Source organism: Streptomyces sp. NPDC002588, assembly GCF_040295925.1.
In the GTDB taxonomy this organism is placed as follows: domain Bacteria; phylum Actinomycetota; class Actinomycetes; order Streptomycetales; family Streptomycetaceae; genus Streptomyces.
Window position 1 is genome coordinate 1 of sequence record NZ_JBEOWF010000004.1, and the last position, 19729, is coordinate 19729.

A 19729-nucleotide genomic window follows, 5' to 3' on the forward strand; every position below is an offset into this window, starting at 1 on the left:
GGCGACGGACGGCCCCGCCGCCCCCGCCACCGCGGCCCCGCCCGCCTGGGCTCCTCCGCCGGTTCCGCAGGGCGGGGTGCCTCCGCTGCCGCCGTCGTACCAGCCCGCGGCCCCCGCACCGGCGGCGCAGTGGCCCGCCCAGCCGCTGCCGCAGCAGCAGCAGCCGGACCCCGCGGTGGCCGCCCAGGCCGACCCTCAGCCCGGCTACGGCTTCCCGCAGCCGCCCGCCGCCCCCGACACCCCGGGCGGCTACGGCTTCCCCCAGCCTCCGGCCCCCTCCGCGCCGCAGCCGCCCCAGGCCCCGCCGCCCCCGGCCGAAGCCCAACCTCCCGCCGGCTACGGCTTCCCCCAGCCTCCGGCCCCCTCCGCGCCGTTGCCGCCGCAGCCGCCCCAGGCCCCGCCGCCCCCGGCCGAAGCCCAGCCCCCCGCCGGGTACGGCTTCCCGCAGCCCCCGCCCGGCCCCCAGCCCGGCTACGGCTTCCCGCAGCCGCCCGCCGCCCCCGACACCCCCGGCGGCTACGGCTTCCCCCAGCCTCCGGCCCCCTCCGCGCCGCAGCCGCCCCAGGTGCCGCAGGCCCCGCAGTCGCAGCCTCAGCCGCCGCACCTCGGTGTTCCCCCGCAGACGCCCCCACAGGGCTACCCCGGGCAGCCGCAGGGGGGCGGTCCGCACGCCCCCGATGCCGGTCAGGTGCCGCCGCCGGTCGACCCCCGTACCGGTTCCGCCTGGCCGCAGGCGATCCAGCACGACCAGCGGCAGCCGGTCAACCCCGGTGCCGCGCCGCTGGGTTACACCGCTGCTGTGGAGCTGTCGTCGGACCGGCTGCTCAACAACAAGCGGCAGAAGGCGAAGAGCGGCCGCCCGAACGCGGCGTCGTCCCGCTTCAAGCTCGGCGGCAAGAAGGAGGAGGCCGAGCGGCAGCGCAAGCTGGAGCTGATCCGTACGCCGGTGCTGTCCTGCTACCGCATCGCCGTCATCAGTCTCAAGGGCGGTGTCGGCAAGACGACCACGACCACCGCGCTCGGCTCCACCCTCGCCATCGAGCGGCAGGACAAGATCCTCGCGATCGACGCCAACCCGGATGCCGGGACGCTCGGCCGCCGGGTGCGCCGCGAGACCGGGGCCACCATCCGTGACCTCGTCCAGGCGATCCCGTACCTCAACTCGTACATGGACATCCGGCGGTTCACCTCGCAGGCGCCGTCCGGCCTGGAGATCATCGCCAACGACGTCGACCCGGCCGTGTCCACGACCTTCAACGACGAGGACTACCGGCGCGCGATCGACGTGCTCGGCAGGCAGTACCCGGTCATCCTGACCGACTCCGGCACGGGTCTGCTCTACAGCGCCATGCGCGGGGTGCTCGACCTCGCCGACCAGCTGATCATCGTCTCGACCCCGTCGGTGGACGGGGCGAGCAGCGCCAGTACGACCCTGGACTGGCTGTCCGCGCACGGGTACGCGGAGTTGGTCTCCCGGTCCCTCACGGTCATCTCGGGGGTGCGCGAGACCGGCAAGATGATCAAGGTCGAGGACATCGTGTCGCACTTCGAGACACGTTGCCGCGGGGTGATCGTCGTCCCGTTCGACGAGCATCTCGCCGCCGGTGCCGAGGTCGATCTCGACATGATGCGGCCGAAGGTGCGGGAGGCGTACTTCAACCTCTCGGCGATGGTCGCGGAGGACTTCGTACGCCATCAGCAGATGCACGGCCTGTGGACCAGCGACGGCAACCCGCCTCCGGTCGCCGCCCCGCCCATGCCGGGCGGGCAGGCCCCCGGCCAGCCCTATCCGCCGCAGCAGGGTCAGCCGTACCCCGGGCAGCAGCCCTACGCGGGCCCGCCGTACCCGCCGCAGCACCCGGGGCAGCCCTACGCCCAGCAGCCGCAGCCGCAGCCGTACCCGCAGCCGGGGCAGGACCGGCCGTACCCGCCGCCGCAGGGTCAGCCCTACCCCCAGCAGCCCCAGCCGCCGGCGGGCTACGGATACCCGCAGCACCCGCAGCACCCGCAGGCTCCTGTCCCGCCCCAGCCGGACGGTGGTGGCGGCCAGACTCCTCCGCCCCCGCCGCCCCCGCAGCAGCAGTGAACGGCGAAGGGCGGCCGGTGTCCTGGGACTGTGCCAGGACACCGGCCGCCCTTCGGCCGTACCACGGGTCGACGGACCGGGCGGGACGTTAGCGCGCGGCCGCCACCAGCTCCCCGCAGCGCTTCACGTCCCGCGCCATCTGCTCCAGCAGCCCTTCGAGCGAGTCGAACTTCGCCTGGCCGCGCACGAAGGCGAGGAAGTCGACGGCGACGTGCAGCCCGTACAGATCGAGGCCGACGCGGTCGATGGCGTACGCCTCCACCGTGCGCTCGGTGCCGTCGAACTGCGGGTTCGTGCCGACGGAGATCGCGGCCGGCATCGCCTCGTCGCCCACGTGCAGCCAGCCCGCGTAGACGCCGTCGGCCGGGATCGCGGTGTGCGGCAGGGTCTCGACGTTGGCGGTCGGGAAGCCGAGCTCCCGGCCCCGCTGGGCGCCGCGCACGACCACGCCCTCGACGCGGTGCGGGCGGCCCAGGATCTCGGCCGCGCCCTCGACGTCGCCCTCGGCGACCAGGCGCCGGGTGAGCGTCGAGGAGAACGGCTCGCCGCCGCCCGCCTCGCCGCGCACGAACAGGTCGACGACCTCGACCTCGAAGTCGTAGACCTTGCCCTGTTCCGTCAGGAACTCGACGTTCCCGGCGGCCTTGTGGCCGAAGCGGAAGTTCGGGCCTTCGACGACGGCCTTGGCGTGCAGCTTGTCGACCAGGGCCTTGACCACGAACTCGGCCGGCGACAGCTTCGAGAACTCGGTCGTGAAGGGCAGGATGAGGACGGCGTCCACGCCCAGCTCGGCCATCAGCTCGGCACGGCGGTGGTGCGGGGCGAGCAGCGGCGGGTGGCTGCCGGGGCGGACGACCTCGCTGGGGTGCGGGTCGAAGGTGACGACGACGGAGGGCAGGCCCAGCTCGCGGGCGCGGTCCACGGCGTGCTTGATGATCAGCTGGTGCCCGCGGTGGACTCCGTCGTAGGAGCCGATGGTGACGACGCTGCGTCCCCAGTCCTCGGGGATGTCCTCCAAGCCACGCCAGCGCTGCACTGTGACCGCTCCTCGAACCCGTGTCCGTATGTTTCCGTTGCCTGTTGCGCAGGTCTAAGGGTGCCATGCCGGGTGCTTCCGGCCCGCATCGGCATGGGCGCTGTGACCCTGCCCACGTGGGTCAGGCGGGTACCCGTACTCCCGCCAGGTCCTCCAGCACACGGCGGGCGCCGGGGCCGACCACCGCGGTCCACTCCCCCGGCGCCTCGGTGAGCCACCCCGCCACCTGCGCGGCGAAGCCCGGGAGGTGCCGCCCCAGGTCGACCAGGCCGTGGTCGAAGCGGCTCGCGCCCTCGGGGGTGCGGGCCAGGAGCAGCCCGGTGCGATGGACGAGCGCGCGCAGTTCGTCCCCGGTCCGCTGGGTGGCCGCGTGCAGTACGGCCTCCAGGACGGCCGGCGCCTGCTCGTGGTCCAGCAGGAACTCCAGCAGCTCGCGCCGGAGGGGACGCGAGTGCGGGGTACCGGGGGCGAGCAGGACGCCGGCCAGCGCGACCCGCACCGGCTCCGGTCCGCTGCCGTTCAGCAGGCTTGTGACCAGCGGGAAGAGGACGGCGTGGGCTGCGGGGCCCTGGTCCAGGCGGCGGTCGACGTACGCGGCGACGTCCCCGGCGGTGCCGGGCCGCCGTCGCACCGCCTCCCCGGCCAGGGCGGCGACCCGGCGGGCGAGGGCGGGCGGGGTGACGTCGGCGAGCGCGCGCAGCACGGATCCCCCGCCGGGGCGGCCCAGCCGGGCGCGGACGGCGTCCAGGACCGGGTCTGGATGGGTGCTCAGCGCGGCGAGCAGCGCGCTCGCCGGCAGCTGGGGATCGCCCGCCGCGAACCGCTCCAGCGCGGCCGGGAGGTGCCGGGCGCGGGTCTCGGGGTCCCGGACGAGGAGGGCGAGCGCGCCGCCGTGCAGGGCGCCGTCGGCGGGGCGGGCGAGCAGGGTGAGGGCCGCGTGGCGCAGCAGGGCGCGGTCGGCGTCCGTCGTCACGTGCGGCGCGGCGCGCAGCCCGTGGGCGGCCGCGGCGGCCCGTCGGGCCGGCCGCTCGTCGTGCGCCCACCGGTCGGCGGCCCGGCACAGCGCCGACGGCTCGTCCTCCGCCAGGACGGCGAGCAGTTCGTCGGCCCGCCGGTGGTCCCGGCCGACGAGGACCTCCGTGAGGTCGTCGAGCGCCTGGTGCCGGTGGGTGTGCAGCAGCGCCTGAGCGGCCGTCGCCACGGTGGCGTGCGGGGTCGCGGGCAGCGGCCGCTCGTCGTCGAACCAGCGGGTGAGAGCCGGCTGTACGGCTCTGGCGTCGGCGGCGAGCAGTCGCGCGACCGCGTCGAGGTACCGGGGGGTGTCCGCGTGGTGCCGGGGGGCGCCGTCGGTGAGCACCAGGCGGCGCAGGAGGTCGAGGCGGGTCTCGGGCGGGAGGGTGAGGCGGGTCCAGAAGCCGGGGCCGAACTCCGGGCGCCGGAGCGCGCGCTCACCGCCGGCCGCGATCCGGTCGGCGAGCAGCCGCAGGACGGCGGCGTAGGGGGCCGCGTCCGGGACGCGCAGCAGGGTCTCGGCGAGCAGCCTGGCGGCCCACCAGGAGTCCGGGTCGGTGTCCAGGGCTCGGGTCAACTCCTCGAGCCTGCAGAGGAGTTGGTGGGTGCCGTGCTGGCGGGCGAGGAGGATCAGGGCCTGCACGACGGGGCCGATGCGGTGGTGCGCGACGGGGAGGGGGTGGGCGTCGTCGGGGGTGCGGGGGCGGTGGACCAGGACACGCAGGGCCTCGTCCAGGTCGAGGTGGACGCCCTGGATCCAGTCGGCGAGTTCCTCGTGGGCGAAGCGGTGGCCGCCGCCGGCCGGGACGAGCAGTCCCTCGGTGAGGACGGCCGACGCCCAGCCGGTGCCGCCGCCGAGCCGGGCGGGCGCCGGCCCCCAGGGGAACACCTCCTCGAACGTCGCCCGGTCGAGTTCGCCCTGTCCCGGCCCGAGACTGCGGCGCGCCGCCTCGTGCACCTGGCCGGAGACCTTCGCCGCGAGGCGCCGTACGGCCGTGCCGCGCAGTCCGTTCTCGGCGGCGAGGCGGACGGCGACGCGCAGGCACATGAGGTCGAGATGGGCCGCCAGGACGTCGTCCCGGTCGACGGGGGGCGCGGGCGGGGCGTCGGGCAGGGCGGCGCGGATCTCGGAGAGGAGCCGGAGGGTGAGGGGGTGACGGGCGGCGGGGCCGGTGAGCGCGGTGCGGGGAACGCCGTAGCGGGCACGGGCCGCCCGGGCCTCGTCGGCGGTGAGGTCCCCGAGCGGGACACCGGGAGGAGGCACCGCCGCCCGGGCGGCCCCGTACGGCGCGGCGCCCCCGGCGGTCCCGTCCGGTGGCGTGGTCCGGGGTGTTGCGTCCTCGGGCCGCGCCGCCCCGTGCAGCGTCTGCGGGGGGAACTCCGCCCCGGCCCGCTCCCAGTACTCCTCGCGGCAGGCCACGACCAGCCGGGCCCCGGCCTCCCGCAGCCATCGCGCGGTGCCGTCGGTCCAGTCGGGCAGGCGGTGGGCGAGGAGGAGCGGCATCTCCTCGGGGCTGTCGAGCAGGAGGAGCAGGGGGCGGCCGGCGGCGTGGGCGAGGCGGGCGAGACGCTCGGGGGTGAGGTCGCCGAGGGCGGCGGGGCTCGTGCCGGTCGAGGCCGCCACGATCCGGGCCGCGTGGGTGAGTGCCCGGCGGGCCGCGTCGGCGATCGAGTCGTCCTCGTCCCTCAGGTCGGCGCCGCGCAGCCACAGGGTGGGGGCGGGATGCGGGCCGCGGCCGCGGCGGGCGGCGAGGGCCGCGAGTTCCGTCGTGCGGCCGCTGCCCGGGGCGCCGACCAGGCCGAGGACGGTCGCCGGGCCCGCCTCGAAGGCGGCGAACTCCCGGGCCGGTCCGGCGCGTTCGACCGGCGGCACGGATCCGCCCCCGGGTCCTGCGGGACCGGTCGGGGCGTCCGAGCCCACCGAGGTGGCGGTGAGTTCGAGGACGCCCGCCAGGTTGAGGTCGGCGCCGTACGCGGGAACCGTCGCCGCGTTGCGCGCGAGCAGTTCGGCCAGTGGGGCGGGGGCGGGGCGCAGCGGGACCGCGAAGCCGGCGTCGCGGTCGCCGGAGCGCAGGGCGGTGCCCAGGACGGCGACGACGGCGCCGGTGGCGGCGTCGAGCACCGGTCCGCCGGCCGCGCCGCCGCCCGGCCGCAGCGCGTCCCGGCCCGCCGTGCCGATCGCCAGCTCCAGGGCGTCGTCGAGGAGGTGGAAGCGGTCCGTGGCCGGGTACGTCACCCGCGCCCGGCCCAGCACCCGCGCCTCGCGCCAGCAGCCCGCGGCCAGCCGGACGTACGTCCCGGTGCCGACCCCGTCCCGCAGGCTCACCGGGAGCGGCTCGGCGGCGAGACCCTCGGTGCGTACGACGGCCAGGTCCAGTTCGGGCAGCGGGGTGACCGCGTCGGCGGTCACGGTGCAGCCGCGGTCGCCGGCACCGTGGAGGACGAGGCGGGGCAGGCCCTCGACGGCCTCGTGGCTGGTGATGACCGTGCCGTGGTGGTCGGCGACGAAGCCGGTGCCGCGCGGGCGGCCGGCGAGGTCGTGGATGCGGACGAGGGAGGCGAGGGCGGCGTCCCCGGGACCGGTCGGTTCGGTCGCTCCCCGGTCCGCCATCGTCCTGCCTCCCCGCCTTGCCCGCGTGCCCTCTGTTCGACGGTAGGCGTGCGGTGATCAAGGGGACAGATGCCGGGACGAACGCGCCCCCCTGCGCTCCCTCGGTTCACTCCGAGCGCCTGCCCGGACGGGTGAATGAACGGGGGGCGTTGGATACACCCTAGGGGTGGGGGAACCGAGGGGGGACCGTGGAGCGGCGGGGCGAAGGACGACCCTGTGTCCGCCGCTCCACGGGCAGAGCGGGCAGAGCGGCCCACCGGCCGTCTCAGCTGAGCACGGCCAGGCTCTTGGCCTTGCCCTTCTGCTCTTCCACGAGGGCCAGGAAGCCGCCCTCCGGGTCGAACACGGCGACGGGCCCCGCGCCCGCGTACTCCTCGGGCATCTCCAGCCGGACGCCGTTGGTGAGCAGCCGGGCCCGCTTGGCGTCCACGTCCCAGCGGGGGAAGGCGGCCGCGGCGGCCTCGGCGATCGGCATCACGCTCAGCTCCTGCTGGAGCTGGTCCAGCGTCTTCGCCGAGTCCAGCTTGTAGGGGCCGACGCGGGTGCGGCGCAGGGCGGTGAGGTGGCCGCCGACACCGAGGCCGGCGCCCAGGTCGCGGGCGAGGGCGCGGATGTAGGTGCCGGAGGAGCAGACGACGGAGACCACCAGGTCCAGCACGGGGGTGCCGTCCTCGGCGACCGCGTCCCGGACGTCGTACACCGAGAAGGAGGAGATGGTGACCGGGCGGGCCGGGATCTCGAAGTCCTCGCCGTCGCGGGCCCGCTTGTAGGAGCGGACACCGTCGATCTTGATGGCGCTGACCTTGGACGGCACCTGCATGATGGCGCCGCTGAGCTTCGCGATTCCGGCGTCGATCGCGTCCCGGGTGACCTCGGAGGCGTCGGTGGCGGCGGTGATCTCGCCCTCGGCGTCGTCCGTCAGGGTCGTCTGGCCGAGGCGGATGGTGCCGAGGTACTCCTTCTCCGTGAGGGCGAGGTGCCCGAGGAGCTTGGTCGCCTTCTCCACGCCGAGCACGAGGACACCGGTCGCCATCGGGTCGAGCGTGCCGGCGTGGCCGACGCGGCGGGTCTTCGCGATGCCCCGCATCTTGGCCACGACGTCGTGCGAGGTGAAGCCCGACGGCTTGTCGACGATGACAAGGCCGTCGGGCGCGGTGGTCTTCCGGTTCATGCGGTGGTGTCGTCCGTCTCGTCGTCACCGGGCTTGCGGTACGGGTCGGCCTCGCCTGCGTACCCGGCGCCCGCGGACGCCTCGCGGACCTTCTCGTCGGCGGCACGCGCCTTGTCGAGCAGGTCGTCGATGGTGCGGGCGTTGTCCGGGAGGGCGTCGGCCACGAAGGCCAGCGTCGGCGTGAACTTCACGCCCGCCGCTCGGCCGACCTCGGAGCGCAGGATGCCCTTGGCGCTCTCCAGTCCGGCGGCCGCGGCCGCGCGGTCCTCGTCGTCGCCGTACACGGTGTAGAAGACGGTCGCCTCCCTGAGGTCACCTGTGACCCTGGTGTCCGTGATGGTGACGTGGGAGCCGAGCCGCGGGTCCTTGATCCCGCGCTGCAGCTTCTGCGCCACCACCTCTCGGATGAGGTCCGCCAGCCTCTTGGCGCGCGCGTTGTCGGCCACTGGTCCGTCTCCCGTTCTTCCTTGCTTCGTGTCTGTACGTTCTGTGGTCAGTCGTCTTCCCCGTGGAGGCGGCGTCTGACCGACAGCAGTTCCACCTCCGGGCGGGCGGCGACGAGCCGTTCGCACCGGTCCAGTACGTCGGTCAGGTGCTCCGCGTCCCCGGAGACCACGGCGAGGCCGATACGGGCCCTGCGGTGGAGGTCCTGGTGGTCCACCTCGGCCGCGCTCACCGCGTACTTGCGCTGGAGCTCGGCGACGATGGGGCGGACGACGGAGCGCTTCTCCTTCAGCGACCGTACGTCACCGAGGAGGAGGTCGAAGGACAGAGTCCCCACGTACATGTGCAGCCGGTTCACCCGCCGGTACGGGATCGATGGCCCTGTCGGCCGGGTGGGACAGGGGCATGTCGAACGGTACCCCGATCACGCCGCCGACTCGACGGGGTTTACCGCGCGGGGGATGCCTGCCTGGCGGCAGCCCCGGGACACGGCACGGTGCCGGTCCGCAGGGAACGGATGTTCCCTGCGGACCGGCACCCGAGCCAGGGTGTTACACCCGCGGCTTCTCGCGCATCTCGTACGTCGCGATGACGTCGTCGATCTTGATGTCGTTGAAGTTGCCGAGGTTGATACCGCCCTCGAACCCTTCGCGGATCTCGGTGACGTCGTCCTTGAAGCGACGCAGGCCCTCGATGTTGAGGCTCTCCGCGATCACCTTGCCGTCGCGGATGAGGCGCGCCTTGGTGTTGCGCTTGACCTCGCCCGAGCGGATGAGGACACCGGCGATGTTGCCCAGCTTGGACGACTTGAAGACCTCGCGGATCTCCGCCGTACCGAGCTCGAACTCCTCGTACTCCGGCTTGAGCAGACCCTTCAGGGCCGCCTCGATCTCCTCGATCGCCTGGTAGATGACCGAGTAGTACCGGACGTCCACGCCTTCGCGCTCCGCCATCTGCTGCGCACGCCCGGCTGCCCGGACGTTGAAGCCGATGACGATCGCGTCCGAGCCCATGGCCAGGTCGATGTCGGACTCCGTGACCGCACCGACACCGCGGTGCAGGACGCGGATGTCGACCTCTTCGCCGACGTCCAGCTGGAGGAGGGAGGATTCCAGGGCCTCGACCGATCCGGACGCGTCGCCCTTGATGATCAGGTTCAGCTGCTGGACCTCGCCGGCCTTCAGCGCGGCGTCCAGGTTCTCCAGGGAGAACCTGCGCGTGCGCTTGGCGAAGGCCGCGTTGCGCTCGCGGGCCGCACGCTTCTCGGCGATCTGGCGGGCCGTACGGTCCTCCTCGACCACGAGGAAGTTGTCGCCGGCGCCCGGGACGTTGGTCAGGCCCAGGACCTGGACCGGCGTCGACGGGCCGGCCTCGGCCACGTTGTTGCCGTTGTCGTCGAGCATGGCGCGGACTCGGCCGTAGGCGTCGCCCACCACCATCGTGTCGCCGACCCGCAGGGTGCCTCGCTGGACGAGGACCGTCGCCACGGCACCGCGGCCGCGGTCGAGGCGGGACTCGATCGAGATGCCCTGCGCGTCCTGGTTCGGGTTGGCCCGCAGGTCGAGCGAGGCGTCCGCGGTCAGGACGACCGCTTCCAGCAGGTCGTCGATGTGCAGACCCTGCTTGGCGGAGATGTCGACGAACATGGTGTCGCCGCCGTACTCCTCGGCCACGAGGCCGTACTCGGTCAGCTGACCGCGCACCTTGGTCGGGTCGGCGCCCTCGACGTCGATCTTGTTGACCGCGACGACGATCGGGACGTCGGCCGCCTTGGCGTGGTTGAGCGCCTCGACCGTCTGCGGCATGACGCCGTCGTTGGCCGCGACGACCAGGATCGCGATGTCGGTCGACTTCGCACCACGCGCACGCATGGCGGTGAACGCCTCGTGACCCGGGGTGTCGATGAAGGTGATCTTGCGCTCTTCGTCGTTGACCTCGGTGGCGACCTGGTAGGCACCGATGTGCTGGGTGATGCCGCCGGCCTCGCCCGCGATGACGTTCGTCTTGCGGATGGCGTCGAGCAGGCGGGTCTTGCCGTGGTCGACGTGACCCATGACGGTGACGACCGGGGGACGGACCACGAGGTCGTCCTCGTCGCCCTCGTCCTCGCCGAACTCGATGTCGAAGGACTCGAGCAGCTCGCGGTCCTCCTCCTCCGGGCTGACGACCTGAACCTGGTAGTTCATCTCGCCCGCGAGCAGGTGGAGGGTCTCGTCGGAGACGGACTGGGTCGCGGTGACCATCTCGCCGAGGTTCATCATGACCGCGACGAGCGACGCCGGGTTGGCGTTGATCTTCTCCGCGAAGTCGGTGAGCGACGCGCCGCGGGAGAGACGGATCGTCTCGCCGTTGCCGCGCGGCAGCATCACACCGCCGACCGACGGGGCCTGCATGGCCTCGTACTCCTGGCGACGCTGACGCTTCGACTTGCGGCCACGACGCGCCGGACCGCCGGGACGGCCGAAGGCACCCTGCGTGCCACCACGGCCGCCGGGACCGCCGGGACGACCGCCGAAGCCGGGACGGCCACCGCCGCCACCGCCGAAGCCGCCGCCACCGGGACCGCCGCCACCGGGACGGCCGGCGAAACCGCCGCCGCCACCCGGACGGGCGCCGCCACCGGGACCGGCCGGACGGCCGGCGAAACCGCCGCCACCCGGACGACCGCCGCCGCCGGGCCTACCGGCTCCGGCCGGACCACGACCGCCGCCGGGGCCACCGCCGGGACGCGGGCCGGCAGCGGGACGCTGCGGCATCATGCCGGGGTTGGGACGCGGACCGCCGGGACGCGGACCGCCGGGGCCCGCACCCTGCGGACGGGGCATGCCGCCCGGAGAGGGACGCGCGCCACCGGGAGCCTGCGGACGAGGACCGCCGCCCTGGCCGCCGGGGGCCTGGGGACGGGGACCGCCGCCGGGAGCACCCGGACCGCCGGGACGCGGAGCGCCCTGCGGACGAGGGGCCTGCGGACGGGCCATGCCGGCGTTGCCGCCGGACGTGAAGGGGTTGTTGCCCGGACGCGGACCGGCCGGACGGGCACCCGGACGCGGGGAACCGCCACCGGGTCGCTGCCCCTGGCCTGCCGGACGCTGACCCTGGCCACGGTCCTGCTGACCCTGACCGGGACCGCCGGGGCGGGCACCGGGACGGGGCGCGCCGGGACGCGGACCCTGGGCGGCCGGACGCGGCGCGGACGGGGCTGCCGGGGGCGCCGGCGGAGCGGTGAACTCCGGGGCGGCCGGAGCCGGACGCGGCGCGGGCCTGGGGCCCGGACGCGGGCCGGGAGCCGTCGGCGCGGGGGCCGACGAGGCGGCCGGAGCCGGGGCCGGGGCGGCCGGAGCCGCCGGCGGCTGGGGCGCCGCGGGCCTGGGGGCGGCCGGACGCGGGGCGGCCGGACGGGCCGACTGCGCCGGGGAGGGCGCGCCGGGCTTGGGGGCTGCCTTGCGCGGGGCGGGCTTGGCGGACTTGCCGCCGCCCTGGAAGGCGTCAGTCAGTTTGCGGACTACGGGCGCTTCGATGGTCGAAGACGCCGAACGGACGAATTCACCGAGTTCTTGGAGCTTGGCCATGACGACCTTGCTCTCCACGCCGAACTCCTTGGCGAGTTCGTATACCCGGACCTTAGCCACTTCGCTCCTTTTAGGTCCGGGTTGCGTCCGGACCGTCGCTACTTCATGGGCGTACTCATCGCGTGCTCATCGAGTGCTCATCGCAATCTCGACCTACTTCCAACTCGCGGGGTACCTGAGCCGCGCGGACGCTCCGCGCGACGCTTCTTACGGTGTCGCCTGATCGGCAACTGTCGTCTGCTCGACGTACTGGCGCAACGCCTTTGTGTCGAGCGCTCCCGCGGCGCGCAACGCCCGCGTGAACGCCCGGCGGCGCACCGCCTGGTCGAAACAGACCAGTGCGGGGTGAACGTACGCACCCCGGCCGGGCAGCGTACCGCGAGGATCGGGGACGCACGCGCCCTTGATCGCCACGATGCGCAGCAGATCCGTCTTGGCCGCTCGCTCCCGGCACCCCACACAGGTGCGTTCAGGGCATGCTCCGGCGTGCGTCCGGCCAGACACTCTTAAGTCTACCTCCCCGCGGCCACCTCACCCCTTTGGGGCAGGATTCGAACAGTTGCCGCGATATAACTGACGTGATCTAAGCGGGCCGCGGCTTGGATCTATTCCCCGGCCCGCCCGGGGGTCACTCCGACGGCTGCTCGGTGTCCGGGCGGATGTCGATCCGCCAGCCGGTCAGGCGGGCGGCCAGCCGGGCGTTCTGCCCTTCCTTGCCGATCGCCAGGGACAGCTGGTAGTCCGGCACCGTCACGCGCGCGGAGCGGGCCGCCAGGTCCACGACCTCGACCTTCGAGACCCGTGCCGGGGACAGCGCGTTCGCCACCATCTCGGCCGGGTCGTCCGACCAGTCGACGATGTCGATCTTCTCACCGTTCAGCTCGCCCATCACGCTGCGCACCCGGCCGCCCATCGGGCCGATACAGGCGCCCTTGGCGTTCAGACCCGAACGGGTGGAGCGGACCGCGATCTTCGTGCGGTGGCCGGCCTCGCGGGCGATGGCGGCGATCTCGACGGATCCGTCGGCGATCTCCGGCACCTCCAGCGCGAAGAGCTTCTTCACCAGATTGGGGTGGGTACGCGAAAGTGTGACCGAGGGACCGCGCACCCCCTTCGCCACCCGAACGACGTACGACCGAAGCCGCATGCCGTGCGGATACGTCTCTCCTGGGACCTGCTCCTGCACCGGCAGGATGGCCTCCAGCCTGCCGATGTCCACGAGCACGTTCTTCGGGTCGCGGCCCTGCTGGACCACTCCGGTGACGATGTCGCCCTCGCGTCCGGCGTACTCGCCGAGCGTCGCGTCGTCCTCGGCGTCGCGCAGCCGCTGCAGGATCACCTGCTTGGCGGTGGTGGCGGCGATACGGCCGAAGCCGGACGGGGTGTCGTCGAACTCGCGGGCCTCCTGGCCCTCCTCGAGGTCCTCGGGGTCCTCCTTCGCCCACACGGTCACATGCCCGGTCTCCCGGTTGAGCTCCACGCGCGCGTGTCGGCGGCTTCCCTCGGTGCGGTGGTAGGCGATGAGGAGGGCCGACTCGATCGCCTCGACCAGCAGGTCGAAGGAGATCTCCTTCTCCCGTACCAAGCCCCGCAGGGCACTCATGTCGATGTCCACGGCTACGCCTCCTCTTCCTTCTCGTCCTTGTCGCTGTCCTTGCGGTTGAACTCGACCTGCACGCGCGCCTTCTCGATCTCCGGGAAGGCGACTCTGCGGGTCGTGGCCTTGCGGCCCTTCACGCCGGGCACTTCGAGGTCGAGGCCGTCGTCGTCGGCCTTGAGGATCCGCGCGACCAGTTCGCCGCCGCCGTCGGTCAGCTGGAATCTCACCAGCCGGCCCGTGGCGCGCACGTAGTGGCGGTGTTCGGTGAGGGCGCGCTCCGCGCCCGGGGTGCCGACCTCGAGGGTGTACTCGCCCTCGCCCATCGCGTCCGTCTCGTCGAGCTTCGCCGAGAGCGCGCGGCTCACATCGGCGATCTGGTCCAGGTCCGCTCCGGTGTCGGAGTCGACGACGACGCGCAGCACGCGCTTGCGACCCACGGAGTCCACGGCGATCTCTTCGAGATCCAGGCCCTGGGAGGTGACGAGCGGTTCCAGGAGCTCTCGCAGCCTCTCGCTCTGGGTGGTGCTCATCCGGGTGACTCCTCGGCCGCGTGTGCTGTTGTGGGATGGGTCGCGTGTCTGGTCAAAGGGTATCCGGTCGCGGGGAGTGTTGCCGTCCACCCTGTGGACGGAGCGTGCACGGAGGGTGGCGAAGACCTCTCGCCGACGACTGCGCGGGTACGGTGATCACCAGCTTGTTCCCTTGTTGCTCTCTCGTTCGCACGAGTTCCCCGAGGACGTCTGCCGTGCCGTTCCCGCCACCTCCGCGCACCCCCTCCGGGTTGCGCAGAAGAACCCTGCTCGCGTCGACCGCCGGGGCCGCGCTGCTCGTGGGCTGCTCGTCCGGCGGGGACTCCGGGAAGGGCGGGGAGAGCGTCGCCGCCTCCCCGTCGGTCACCGAGGTGGCACGCGCGCGTGCCGCACGGGAGAGCGCGGGGCTGGTGGCGCGGTACGACACGGTGCTGGCCGCGCATCCGGCGCTGACGGCGCGGCTGGCGCCGCTGCGGGCGGAGGTCGTGCGGCATGTGGAGGCGTTCGGCGGTTCCGGGCAGACCTCCGCCTCACCGTCGCCCTCCGCTTCACCGTCGCCTTCCACGGCTTCGGCGTCGCCGTCCGCCGCCGCCTCGCCCTCACCGGCGGCGGAGAAGGAGGCGCTCTCCGGGCTGGCCGACGCCGAACGGCGGCTGGCCGACAGCAGGGCCGCGGCGCTGATGGAGGTGCCGGGCGAACTGGCCCGGCTGCTGGCCTCGGTGGCGGCGGCCGGCGCCGCCCACGCCTATCTGCTGACGGAGGGGCCCCGATGACGGAGGCGCAGGCGGCGCAGGAGGTGGGCGGGACGACGAGCGCGGAGCTGACCGCGCTGCAGGCGGCGCTCGCCGCGGAGCACGCGGCGGTCTACGGGTACGGCGTGGTCGGCGGACGTATCGCCGCCGAGCGGCGCACGGACGCGCGGGCGGCGTACGACGCGCACCGGGCGCGCAGGGACGCGCTGGCGCGCGAGGTGCGCGATCTCGGCGCCGATCCGGTCGCGGCGAGCGCCGCCTACGCGCTGCCGTTCGCGGTGCCGGACTCGGCGGCGGCGGTGCGGCTCGCCGCCGAGCTGGAGGACCGGGTGGCCGGGGTGTACTCCGACCTGGTGCGGGCAGCCGGGGACGAGCGGCGGCGCGAGGCCGCCGGGGCGCTGCGGGAGGCGGCGGTGCGCGCCGTGCGCTGGCGGGGCGGGAGCGTAGCCTTCCCTGGGCTCGCGGAGCGGGCCGGTACGGATTCGGCCCCTTCAGGGGCGTCGGTGACGCCCACGGCGTGACGGGGAGACGGAAGGGAACGACTCGCGCATGGCTTTCGAACCGCCGCAGCGGCTGGTGCGGGCGCTCGGTGAGACGGCACCGAGCGGTGACGGCTGGTTGGAGAAGCTGCCGGAGGCGGTCCAACAGGCCGTCGTTCTACGCGAGTTGACCGTCGAGCGGGTCCAGGTTCCGGGTGGCCGGAGCAGTCTGGTCGTGCTGGTGCGCCACGCGGACGGGACGCCCGCCGTGCTGAAGCTGGCCCCGCCCCGGTTCCGGCCCGAGGCCGAGCGGGCGGCGCTGACGCGCTGGGGCGGACTGGGCGCCGTACAGCTGCGGGAGGGGCCGGCGACGGAGGGGGTGCTGCTCCTCGAACGGCTGCATCCCGATGTCTCGGTACGGTCGCTGCCGGAGGCCAAGGCGCTGCTGGAGGCGGCGGGGGCCTTGCGGCGGCTGTGGGTGGAGCCACCCGGCCCGTACGTCTTCGAGACGGTCGCCGAGCGGACCGGCCGGCAGGCGGAGGCGATGCGGGCGAGCGCGGACCCGGAGGTTCGCGCCCTGGTGGACGCGGCTCTCGTGGCCCGGGAGGAGCTGCTCGTCGCGCCGCCTGAACGGCGGTTGCTGCACGGGACGTTCCGGCAGAGCAAGGTGCTGGCGGGTGAGCGGGTGCCGTGGCTGGCCGTGGGGCCGGATCCGGTGGTCGGCGAGTGCGCGTTCGATCTGGCGCGGCTGGTGCGGGACCGGGTGGAGGACCTGATCGCCTCGCCGTCGGGGGCGGCGACCACTCGGCGGCGGGTCAGGAAGCTGGCCGAGTCGCTGGAGCTGGATCAGGAGCGGGTGCGGGGGTGGACGCTGTTCCGGGCCGTGGAGTCGGGGGTCAGGGCGCGGCGGGTGGGGCGGGCCCGGGATGCCGAGTCGTTGCTGGAGTTCGCCGGGTGGCTGTAGAGGCGGGTCACCTCGCCGTCAGTTTCAAGGCCAGGACCGGGCAGTCCGCCGCCGCTCTGCGGGCCCGCTTCACCGTTCTCGACGGAACCGGGGTGCCGTTCACGAGCGGGTAGCCCCATTCGTCCGACGTGATGTGGTCCGGGAGGAGTTCCGCGCACAGGCCGTGGGCCTGGCAGGACGTCCAGTCGATGTCTATGGCCAGGTGCTGGTCCATGTCAGGCCTCCTGCGGGACGGGCAGCAGCGGGGTACGGTCGGTGGCCGTGCAGCGGCCGTGGGCGTGGGCGTCGGCCTCGGCGGCGAAGGTGGTCAGGGCGCTGCGGACCAGGCGGACCGTGCCGTCGGGGTGGTGGCAGGCGCCGCGGCCTTCGACGAGGCCGGACCAGCGGGCGAGGTCGGTGCGGACGGTGCCCTGGGGGCCGGGCGTGGCCAGGGTGCGGAAGGCGGTGGCGATGCGGGGCAGGCCGTTGAGGCAGGGGCCGCACTGGCCGGCGGACTGCAGGGCGAGGTAGCGCAGGACGCGGGCCGTCTCGGCGAGGCCGCAGCGCGAGGCGGGCAGGGCCGCCAGTACTCCGGCGCCCAAGTGGGCTGCGTCGAGGGAGAGTCGGGCCGCCTCGCGGGCCGGGATCCAGGTGCCGTGGTAGCCGCCGACGAGGACCGCCGAGGCGCCCTCCAGGGGCAGCAGACGGGTGAGCGGCATGCCGAACGGCGCCTCGACCACCCGGGGTTCGTGTCCCGCGACGTGGACCGTGCACAGGGCGCTGCCCGGCTGGTCGGGGGTGCCCGCGCTGCGGTACCAGTCGCCGCCGTAGCGGGCGACGAGGGCGAGGTGGGCGAGCGTCTCCACGTTCTGGACGAGGGTGGGGGCGCGGCGCACGCCCCGCTCGCGGACCGGCGGGCGCTGGTGGGCGGGCAGGGCGGGGCCGCCGGAGACGAACCGGGCGAGGGCGGAGGCCTGGCCGGAGAGGAAGGACTTCGGCAGCCGGACGACCGTGACGGGCAGCCGGTCGCCGGTGCGCCGGGCGAGGGCGGACTCCAGCCAGGTCGCGCCGTCCTCCACACCGATGTACGCCTCCTGCGCGCCGACCGCGTGGGCCGCGGTCTGCAGGCCGTCGAGGACCAGGTGGGGCGAGAGGTGCAGCAGGGTCCTGTCCTTGCGGCTGGCGGGTTCGCCCTCCGCGCCGTTGGCCACGACCACGGGGGCCTGGCCGGTACGGCGGCCCGCCTCGGCCACGGAGACGAGCTTGCGGTAGGTGGGGAAGGCGGCTCCGCCGCGGCCGGTGAGGCCGGATTCGGCCACCGCGCGCAGGACGTCCTCGGGGTCGCCGTAGGGCAGGGGGCCGTAGCGCTGGTGGTGGGTGGGGAGGTCGGCCGGGGCCGCTCCGGGGGCGAGGAGGCGCGGGGGCATGTAGAGGTCGGGGAAGGTGGCGGTCACGAGCGGACTCCTTCGGCGGTGCGCAGGAGGGCGGCGGGGGTGCGCCGGGCGGCGCGGGCCGCGTGGGCGAGGCGGGTGGCGAAGGCGGCGATCACGGTGGCGACGCAGGCGACGGTCAGCCAGGTCATCCAGTCGGTGCCGGTGTCCGTGCCGATGCCGATGCCGTGCACCAGGGCGACCGGCCAGGAGGCGTACGCCAGCCAGTGGACGGCCCGCCAGGTGCGGTGCCCGATCCGGGGGCGGAGCAGGCTGGTGACGAGGACCGCCAGTGTCAGGTCCAGGGCGACCGTGCCGAGGCCGAGCCACAGGGGCTGGTAGTCGGAGACGAAGGGGACGAGGACGTCGACGACGGTGATGTCGACATAGCCGTCGATCACCGCGAACACGATGTGCAGAGCCAGGAAGGCCGTCGCCGAGAGGGAGAGGGTGCGGTGGAGGGAGACCGTACCGAAGCGGGGAAGGCCGGGGAGCCGGGTTCTCAGCCGGACGGCGATGCCCAGCAGGACGACCGCGGTGAAGAGTGCGAGGCAGACGGCACCGGTGGCGCGGTTGGCGTACCAGAGGGTCTCGGAGGTCATGCGGCGGCCTCCACGGGGGCGGTGGGCCAGCCCGGTGTGGTGACGACGGTGCCGTTCTGGGTCACCAGCCGGGCCGGCAGGCCCAGGCGGGTCAGCCACTTCTCCGCGCCCGCGCCCTTCACCAGGGCCGCCGTGCTCGCCGCGTTGGCGTCGGCGCAGGTGGACGCGGCCACGGAGACCGTGCGCCAGGGGGAGCGGACGGGCAGGCCGGTGCGCGGGTCGACGATGTGGTGCAGGTCGTGGCCGCCGCGCCGCCAGCGCCGGGCGGTGGTGCCGGAGGTGGCCAGGCCGCCGCCGCGCATACCTACGGTGGCGTGCGGTCCCCCGGCCGGCATCTCGTCGACGGGTCCGGTGACGTCCTGGACGCGGATCTGCCAGCCGCCCGCCGGTGCCTCGCCCGCGACGGCCGTGTCGCCGCCCAGGCTCACCAGGACCCCGCAGCCGGCCGTGCCGGCCAGCATCCGCGCGGCCCGGTCGGCGGCCCACGCCTTGGCGGTGGCGCCGAGGTCGAGGCGGACTCCCTCGGGGACGGTGACCGTGCCGGTGGCGCGGTCGAGGCGCACGGTGCGCCAGCCGGGGGTGCGGCGCAGGGTGAGGCGGACCGGGCGGTCGTCCTCCTGCACGAGGGTGAAGTCGCGGTCGTAGCCGATCGCGTCCATCGCGGAGCCGACGGTCGGGTCCACGGCCCCGTCGGTCGTGCCGGCGGCGCGCAGGGCCACGTCGAGGGCCTCGGCGAGCAGGGGACTGACCCGGACCGGGCGGCCCGCGGTGGTGTCGAGGGCGGCGAGTTCGGAGTCGGGGCGGAAGCGGCTGCAGGCCGCGTCGACCTCGGCGAGGTGCCGGGCGAGGAGCAGGTTGCAGGACTCCAGCAGGGCCGGGTCGGTGACGACCAGTCGGACGGTGGTGCCGAGGGCACGCCAGTCGGTGGCGGCGGTCGTACGGGGCTCGGACTTCAGAGGCGTGGTCATCACGACGCCCCCGAGGTGGAGTCGGCGGAGCCGCCGGAGGAGGAGGTGAGACCGCTGGAGCTGCTCGAACCGTCCGAGCCGCCCGATGACGAGTCGTCCGAGGAGGAGCCGCTCGCCGAGGAGTCGGACGACGAGCTGCCGGAGTTGTCCGTGGTCGAGCTGGACGAGCTGTCGGTGCCGCTGCTCGTGCTGGAGCTGGAGCTCGTTCCCTCACTGCCGCTCGCCGTGGTGCCGGCGTCCGCCTGCATGGTGCCGATGAGGGCGAAGACACCCGCCGCCCCGGCCAGCGTAAGGGCGGCGGCGAGGGCCGCCGTCCGTCGTGCTCCCCTGCGGACCGCCGCCGCGGCCCCCCGCTCCTCTTCCCTGGTCGCCATGACCGTTCCCCTCCGTAGTGACGTTCTGTCACGCCCTACGTTCGGGGAACGGCCTGAGAGAAGTCTGTGAGGCGCCCATACGCCTCGACAGAAGTCTCTGAGAGGATCCTTAAATAAGTTGAG

General features: G+C 74.3%; 18 protein-coding genes. 4 read left to right on the plus strand and 14 right to left on the minus strand.

The genetic code is table 11. The features are described 5' to 3' along the window. On the plus strand, nucleotides 1–2086 hold a 2086-nt coding region (locus tag ABT057_RS05950; protein ID WP_352341231.1), incomplete at its 5' end, for a MinD/ParA family ATP-binding protein. 88 nt (nucleotides 2087–2174) lie between these two features. Here the strand turns inward: ABT057_RS05950 and ABT057_RS05955 are convergent. The 9 genes from ABT057_RS05955 to rimP form a co-directional block, all read right to left on the minus strand. Beyond that, on the minus strand, nucleotides 2175–3122 hold the full coding sequence (locus ABT057_RS05955; RefSeq protein ID WP_352341232.1) for a bifunctional riboflavin kinase/FAD synthetase: 948 nt from the start codon (nucleotides 3120–3122) through the stop codon (nucleotides 2175–2177). Nucleotides 3123–3243: 121 nt separating this feature from the next. Beyond that, nucleotides 3244–6744, minus strand: a complete 3501-nt coding sequence (locus tag ABT057_RS05960) for a trypsin-like peptidase domain-containing protein (RefSeq protein WP_352341233.1) — start codon at nucleotides 6742–6744, stop codon at nucleotides 3244–3246. 265 nt (nucleotides 6745–7009) lie between these two features. Further along, nucleotides 7010–7915, minus strand: a complete 906-nt coding sequence (truB, locus tag ABT057_RS05965; RefSeq protein ID WP_352341234.1) for a tRNA pseudouridine(55) synthase TruB — start codon at nucleotides 7913–7915, stop codon at nucleotides 7010–7012. Further along, nucleotides 7912–8361: a 30S ribosome-binding factor RbfA gene (rbfA, locus tag ABT057_RS05970; RefSeq protein ID WP_352341235.1), complete on the minus strand. Its 450-nt coding sequence runs from the start codon at nucleotides 8359–8361 to the stop codon at nucleotides 7912–7914. The genes truB and rbfA overlap by 4 nt, the downstream gene beginning before the upstream one ends. 47 nt (nucleotides 8362–8408) lie before the next feature. Further along, nucleotides 8409–8702 (minus strand): DUF503 domain-containing protein, encoded by a 294-nt coding sequence (locus tag ABT057_RS05975; protein WP_352341236.1) that lies wholly within the window; start codon nucleotides 8700–8702, stop codon nucleotides 8409–8411. A gap of 208 nt (nucleotides 8703–8910) precedes the next feature. After that, the gene (infB, locus tag ABT057_RS05980; RefSeq protein ID WP_352341237.1) at nucleotides 8911–11988 is read right to left on the minus strand and encodes a translation initiation factor IF-2; all 3078 of its coding nucleotides are present in this window, start codon (nucleotides 11986–11988) and stop codon (nucleotides 8911–8913) included. A gap of 147 nt (nucleotides 11989–12135) precedes the next feature. Continuing rightward, nucleotides 12136–12432, minus strand: coding sequence for a YlxR family protein (locus ABT057_RS05985; RefSeq protein WP_352341238.1), 297 nt, complete (start codon nucleotides 12430–12432; stop codon nucleotides 12136–12138). Nucleotides 12433–12556: 124 nt separating this feature from the next. Next, the gene (nusA, locus tag ABT057_RS05990) at nucleotides 12557–13543 is read right to left on the minus strand and encodes a transcription termination factor NusA (RefSeq protein WP_352341239.1); all 987 of its coding nucleotides are present in this window, start codon (nucleotides 13541–13543) and stop codon (nucleotides 12557–12559) included. A gap of 2 nt (nucleotides 13544–13545) precedes the next feature. Further along, nucleotides 13546–14058: a ribosome maturation factor RimP gene (gene rimP / locus ABT057_RS05995; RefSeq protein ID WP_352341240.1), complete on the minus strand. Its 513-nt coding sequence runs from the start codon at nucleotides 14056–14058 to the stop codon at nucleotides 13546–13548. A 215-nt stretch (nucleotides 14059–14273) separates the two neighbouring features. Here rimP and ABT057_RS06000 point away from each other — a divergent pair, with 215 nt between their 5' ends. Genes ABT057_RS06000 through ABT057_RS06010 form a run of 3 tightly spaced genes read left to right on the plus strand, consistent with a single transcriptional unit; the run spans nucleotide 14274 to nucleotide 16253 of the window. Continuing rightward, nucleotides 14274–14831, plus strand: a complete 558-nt coding sequence (locus ABT057_RS06000) for a hypothetical protein (protein WP_352341241.1) — start codon at nucleotides 14274–14276, stop codon at nucleotides 14829–14831. Further along, nucleotides 14828–15331, plus strand: coding sequence for a ferritin-like domain-containing protein (locus tag ABT057_RS06005; RefSeq protein WP_352341242.1), 504 nt, complete (start codon nucleotides 14828–14830; stop codon nucleotides 15329–15331). The genes ABT057_RS06000 and ABT057_RS06005 overlap by 4 nt, the downstream gene beginning before the upstream one ends. A gap of 28 nt (nucleotides 15332–15359) precedes the next feature. After that, nucleotides 15360–16253, plus strand: a complete 894-nt coding sequence (locus ABT057_RS06010; protein ID WP_352341243.1) for an aminoglycoside phosphotransferase family protein — start codon at nucleotides 15360–15362, stop codon at nucleotides 16251–16253. Between the two features lie 7 nt (nucleotides 16254–16260). Here the strand turns inward: ABT057_RS06010 and ABT057_RS06015 are convergent, their stop codons facing one another. From ABT057_RS06015 to ABT057_RS06035, 5 genes are read right to left on the minus strand one after another with little or no spacing between them, the layout of a single operon-like run. Continuing rightward, a complete protein-coding gene (locus ABT057_RS06015; protein WP_352341244.1) occupies nucleotides 16261–16467 on the minus strand; it encodes a ferredoxin in 207 nt (68 codons plus the stop codon). A 1-nt stretch (nucleotide 16468) separates the two neighbouring features. Further along, nucleotides 16469–17686 (minus strand): NADH-ubiquinone oxidoreductase-F iron-sulfur binding region domain-containing protein, encoded by a 1218-nt coding sequence (locus ABT057_RS06020; RefSeq protein ID WP_352341245.1) that lies wholly within the window; start codon nucleotides 17684–17686, stop codon nucleotides 16469–16471. Continuing rightward, the gene (locus tag ABT057_RS06025; protein ID WP_352341246.1) at nucleotides 17683–18264 is read right to left on the minus strand and encodes a ferric reductase-like transmembrane domain-containing protein; all 582 of its coding nucleotides are present in this window, start codon (nucleotides 18262–18264) and stop codon (nucleotides 17683–17685) included. Before ABT057_RS06025 ends, ABT057_RS06020 begins: the two co-directional genes overlap by 4 nt. Then, on the minus strand, nucleotides 18261–19232 hold the full coding sequence (locus tag ABT057_RS06030) for an FAD:protein FMN transferase (RefSeq protein ID WP_352341247.1): 972 nt from the start codon (nucleotides 19230–19232) through the stop codon (nucleotides 18261–18263). Before ABT057_RS06030 ends, ABT057_RS06025 begins: the two co-directional genes overlap by 4 nt. Beyond that, nucleotides 19232–19606, minus strand: coding sequence for a hypothetical protein (locus ABT057_RS06035; RefSeq protein ID WP_352341248.1), 375 nt, complete (start codon nucleotides 19604–19606; stop codon nucleotides 19232–19234). Before ABT057_RS06035 ends, ABT057_RS06030 begins: the two co-directional genes overlap by 1 nt. Nucleotides 19607–19729: the final 123 nt, after the last annotated feature.

Coding starts and splice junctions, on each gene's coding strand:
- ABT057_RS05960 (WP_352341233.1), bottom strand. CDS start 6,744: ATGGCGGACCGGGGAGCGACCGAACCGACCGGTCCCGGGGACGCCGCC.
- truB (WP_352341234.1), bottom strand. CDS start 7,915: ATGAACCGGAAGACCACCGCGCCCGACGGCCTTGTCATCGTCGACAAG.
- ABT057_RS05975 (WP_352341236.1), bottom strand. CDS start 8,702: ATGTACGTGGGGACTCTGTCCTTCGACCTCCTCCTCGGTGACGTACGG.
- rimP (WP_352341240.1), bottom strand. CDS start 14,058: ATGAGCACCACCCAGAGCGAGAGGCTGCGAGAGCTCCTGGAACCGCTC.
- ABT057_RS06005 (WP_352341242.1), top strand. CDS start 14,828: ATGACGGAGGCGCAGGCGGCGCAGGAGGTGGGCGGGACGACGAGCGCG.
- ABT057_RS06010 (WP_352341243.1), top strand. CDS start 15,360: ATGGCTTTCGAACCGCCGCAGCGGCTGGTGCGGGCGCTCGGTGAGACG.
- ABT057_RS06015 (WP_352341244.1), bottom strand. CDS start 16,467: ATGGACCAGCACCTGGCCATAGACATCGACTGGACGTCCTGCCAGGCC.
- ABT057_RS06025 (WP_352341246.1), bottom strand. CDS start 18,264: ATGACCTCCGAGACCCTCTGGTACGCCAACCGCGCCACCGGTGCCGTC.
- ABT057_RS06030 (WP_352341247.1), bottom strand. CDS start 19,232: ATGACCACGCCTCTGAAGTCCGAGCCCCGTACGACCGCCGCCACCGAC.
- ABT057_RS06035 (WP_352341248.1), bottom strand. CDS start 19,606: ATGGCGACCAGGGAAGAGGAGCGGGGGGCCGCGGCGGCGGTCCGCAGG.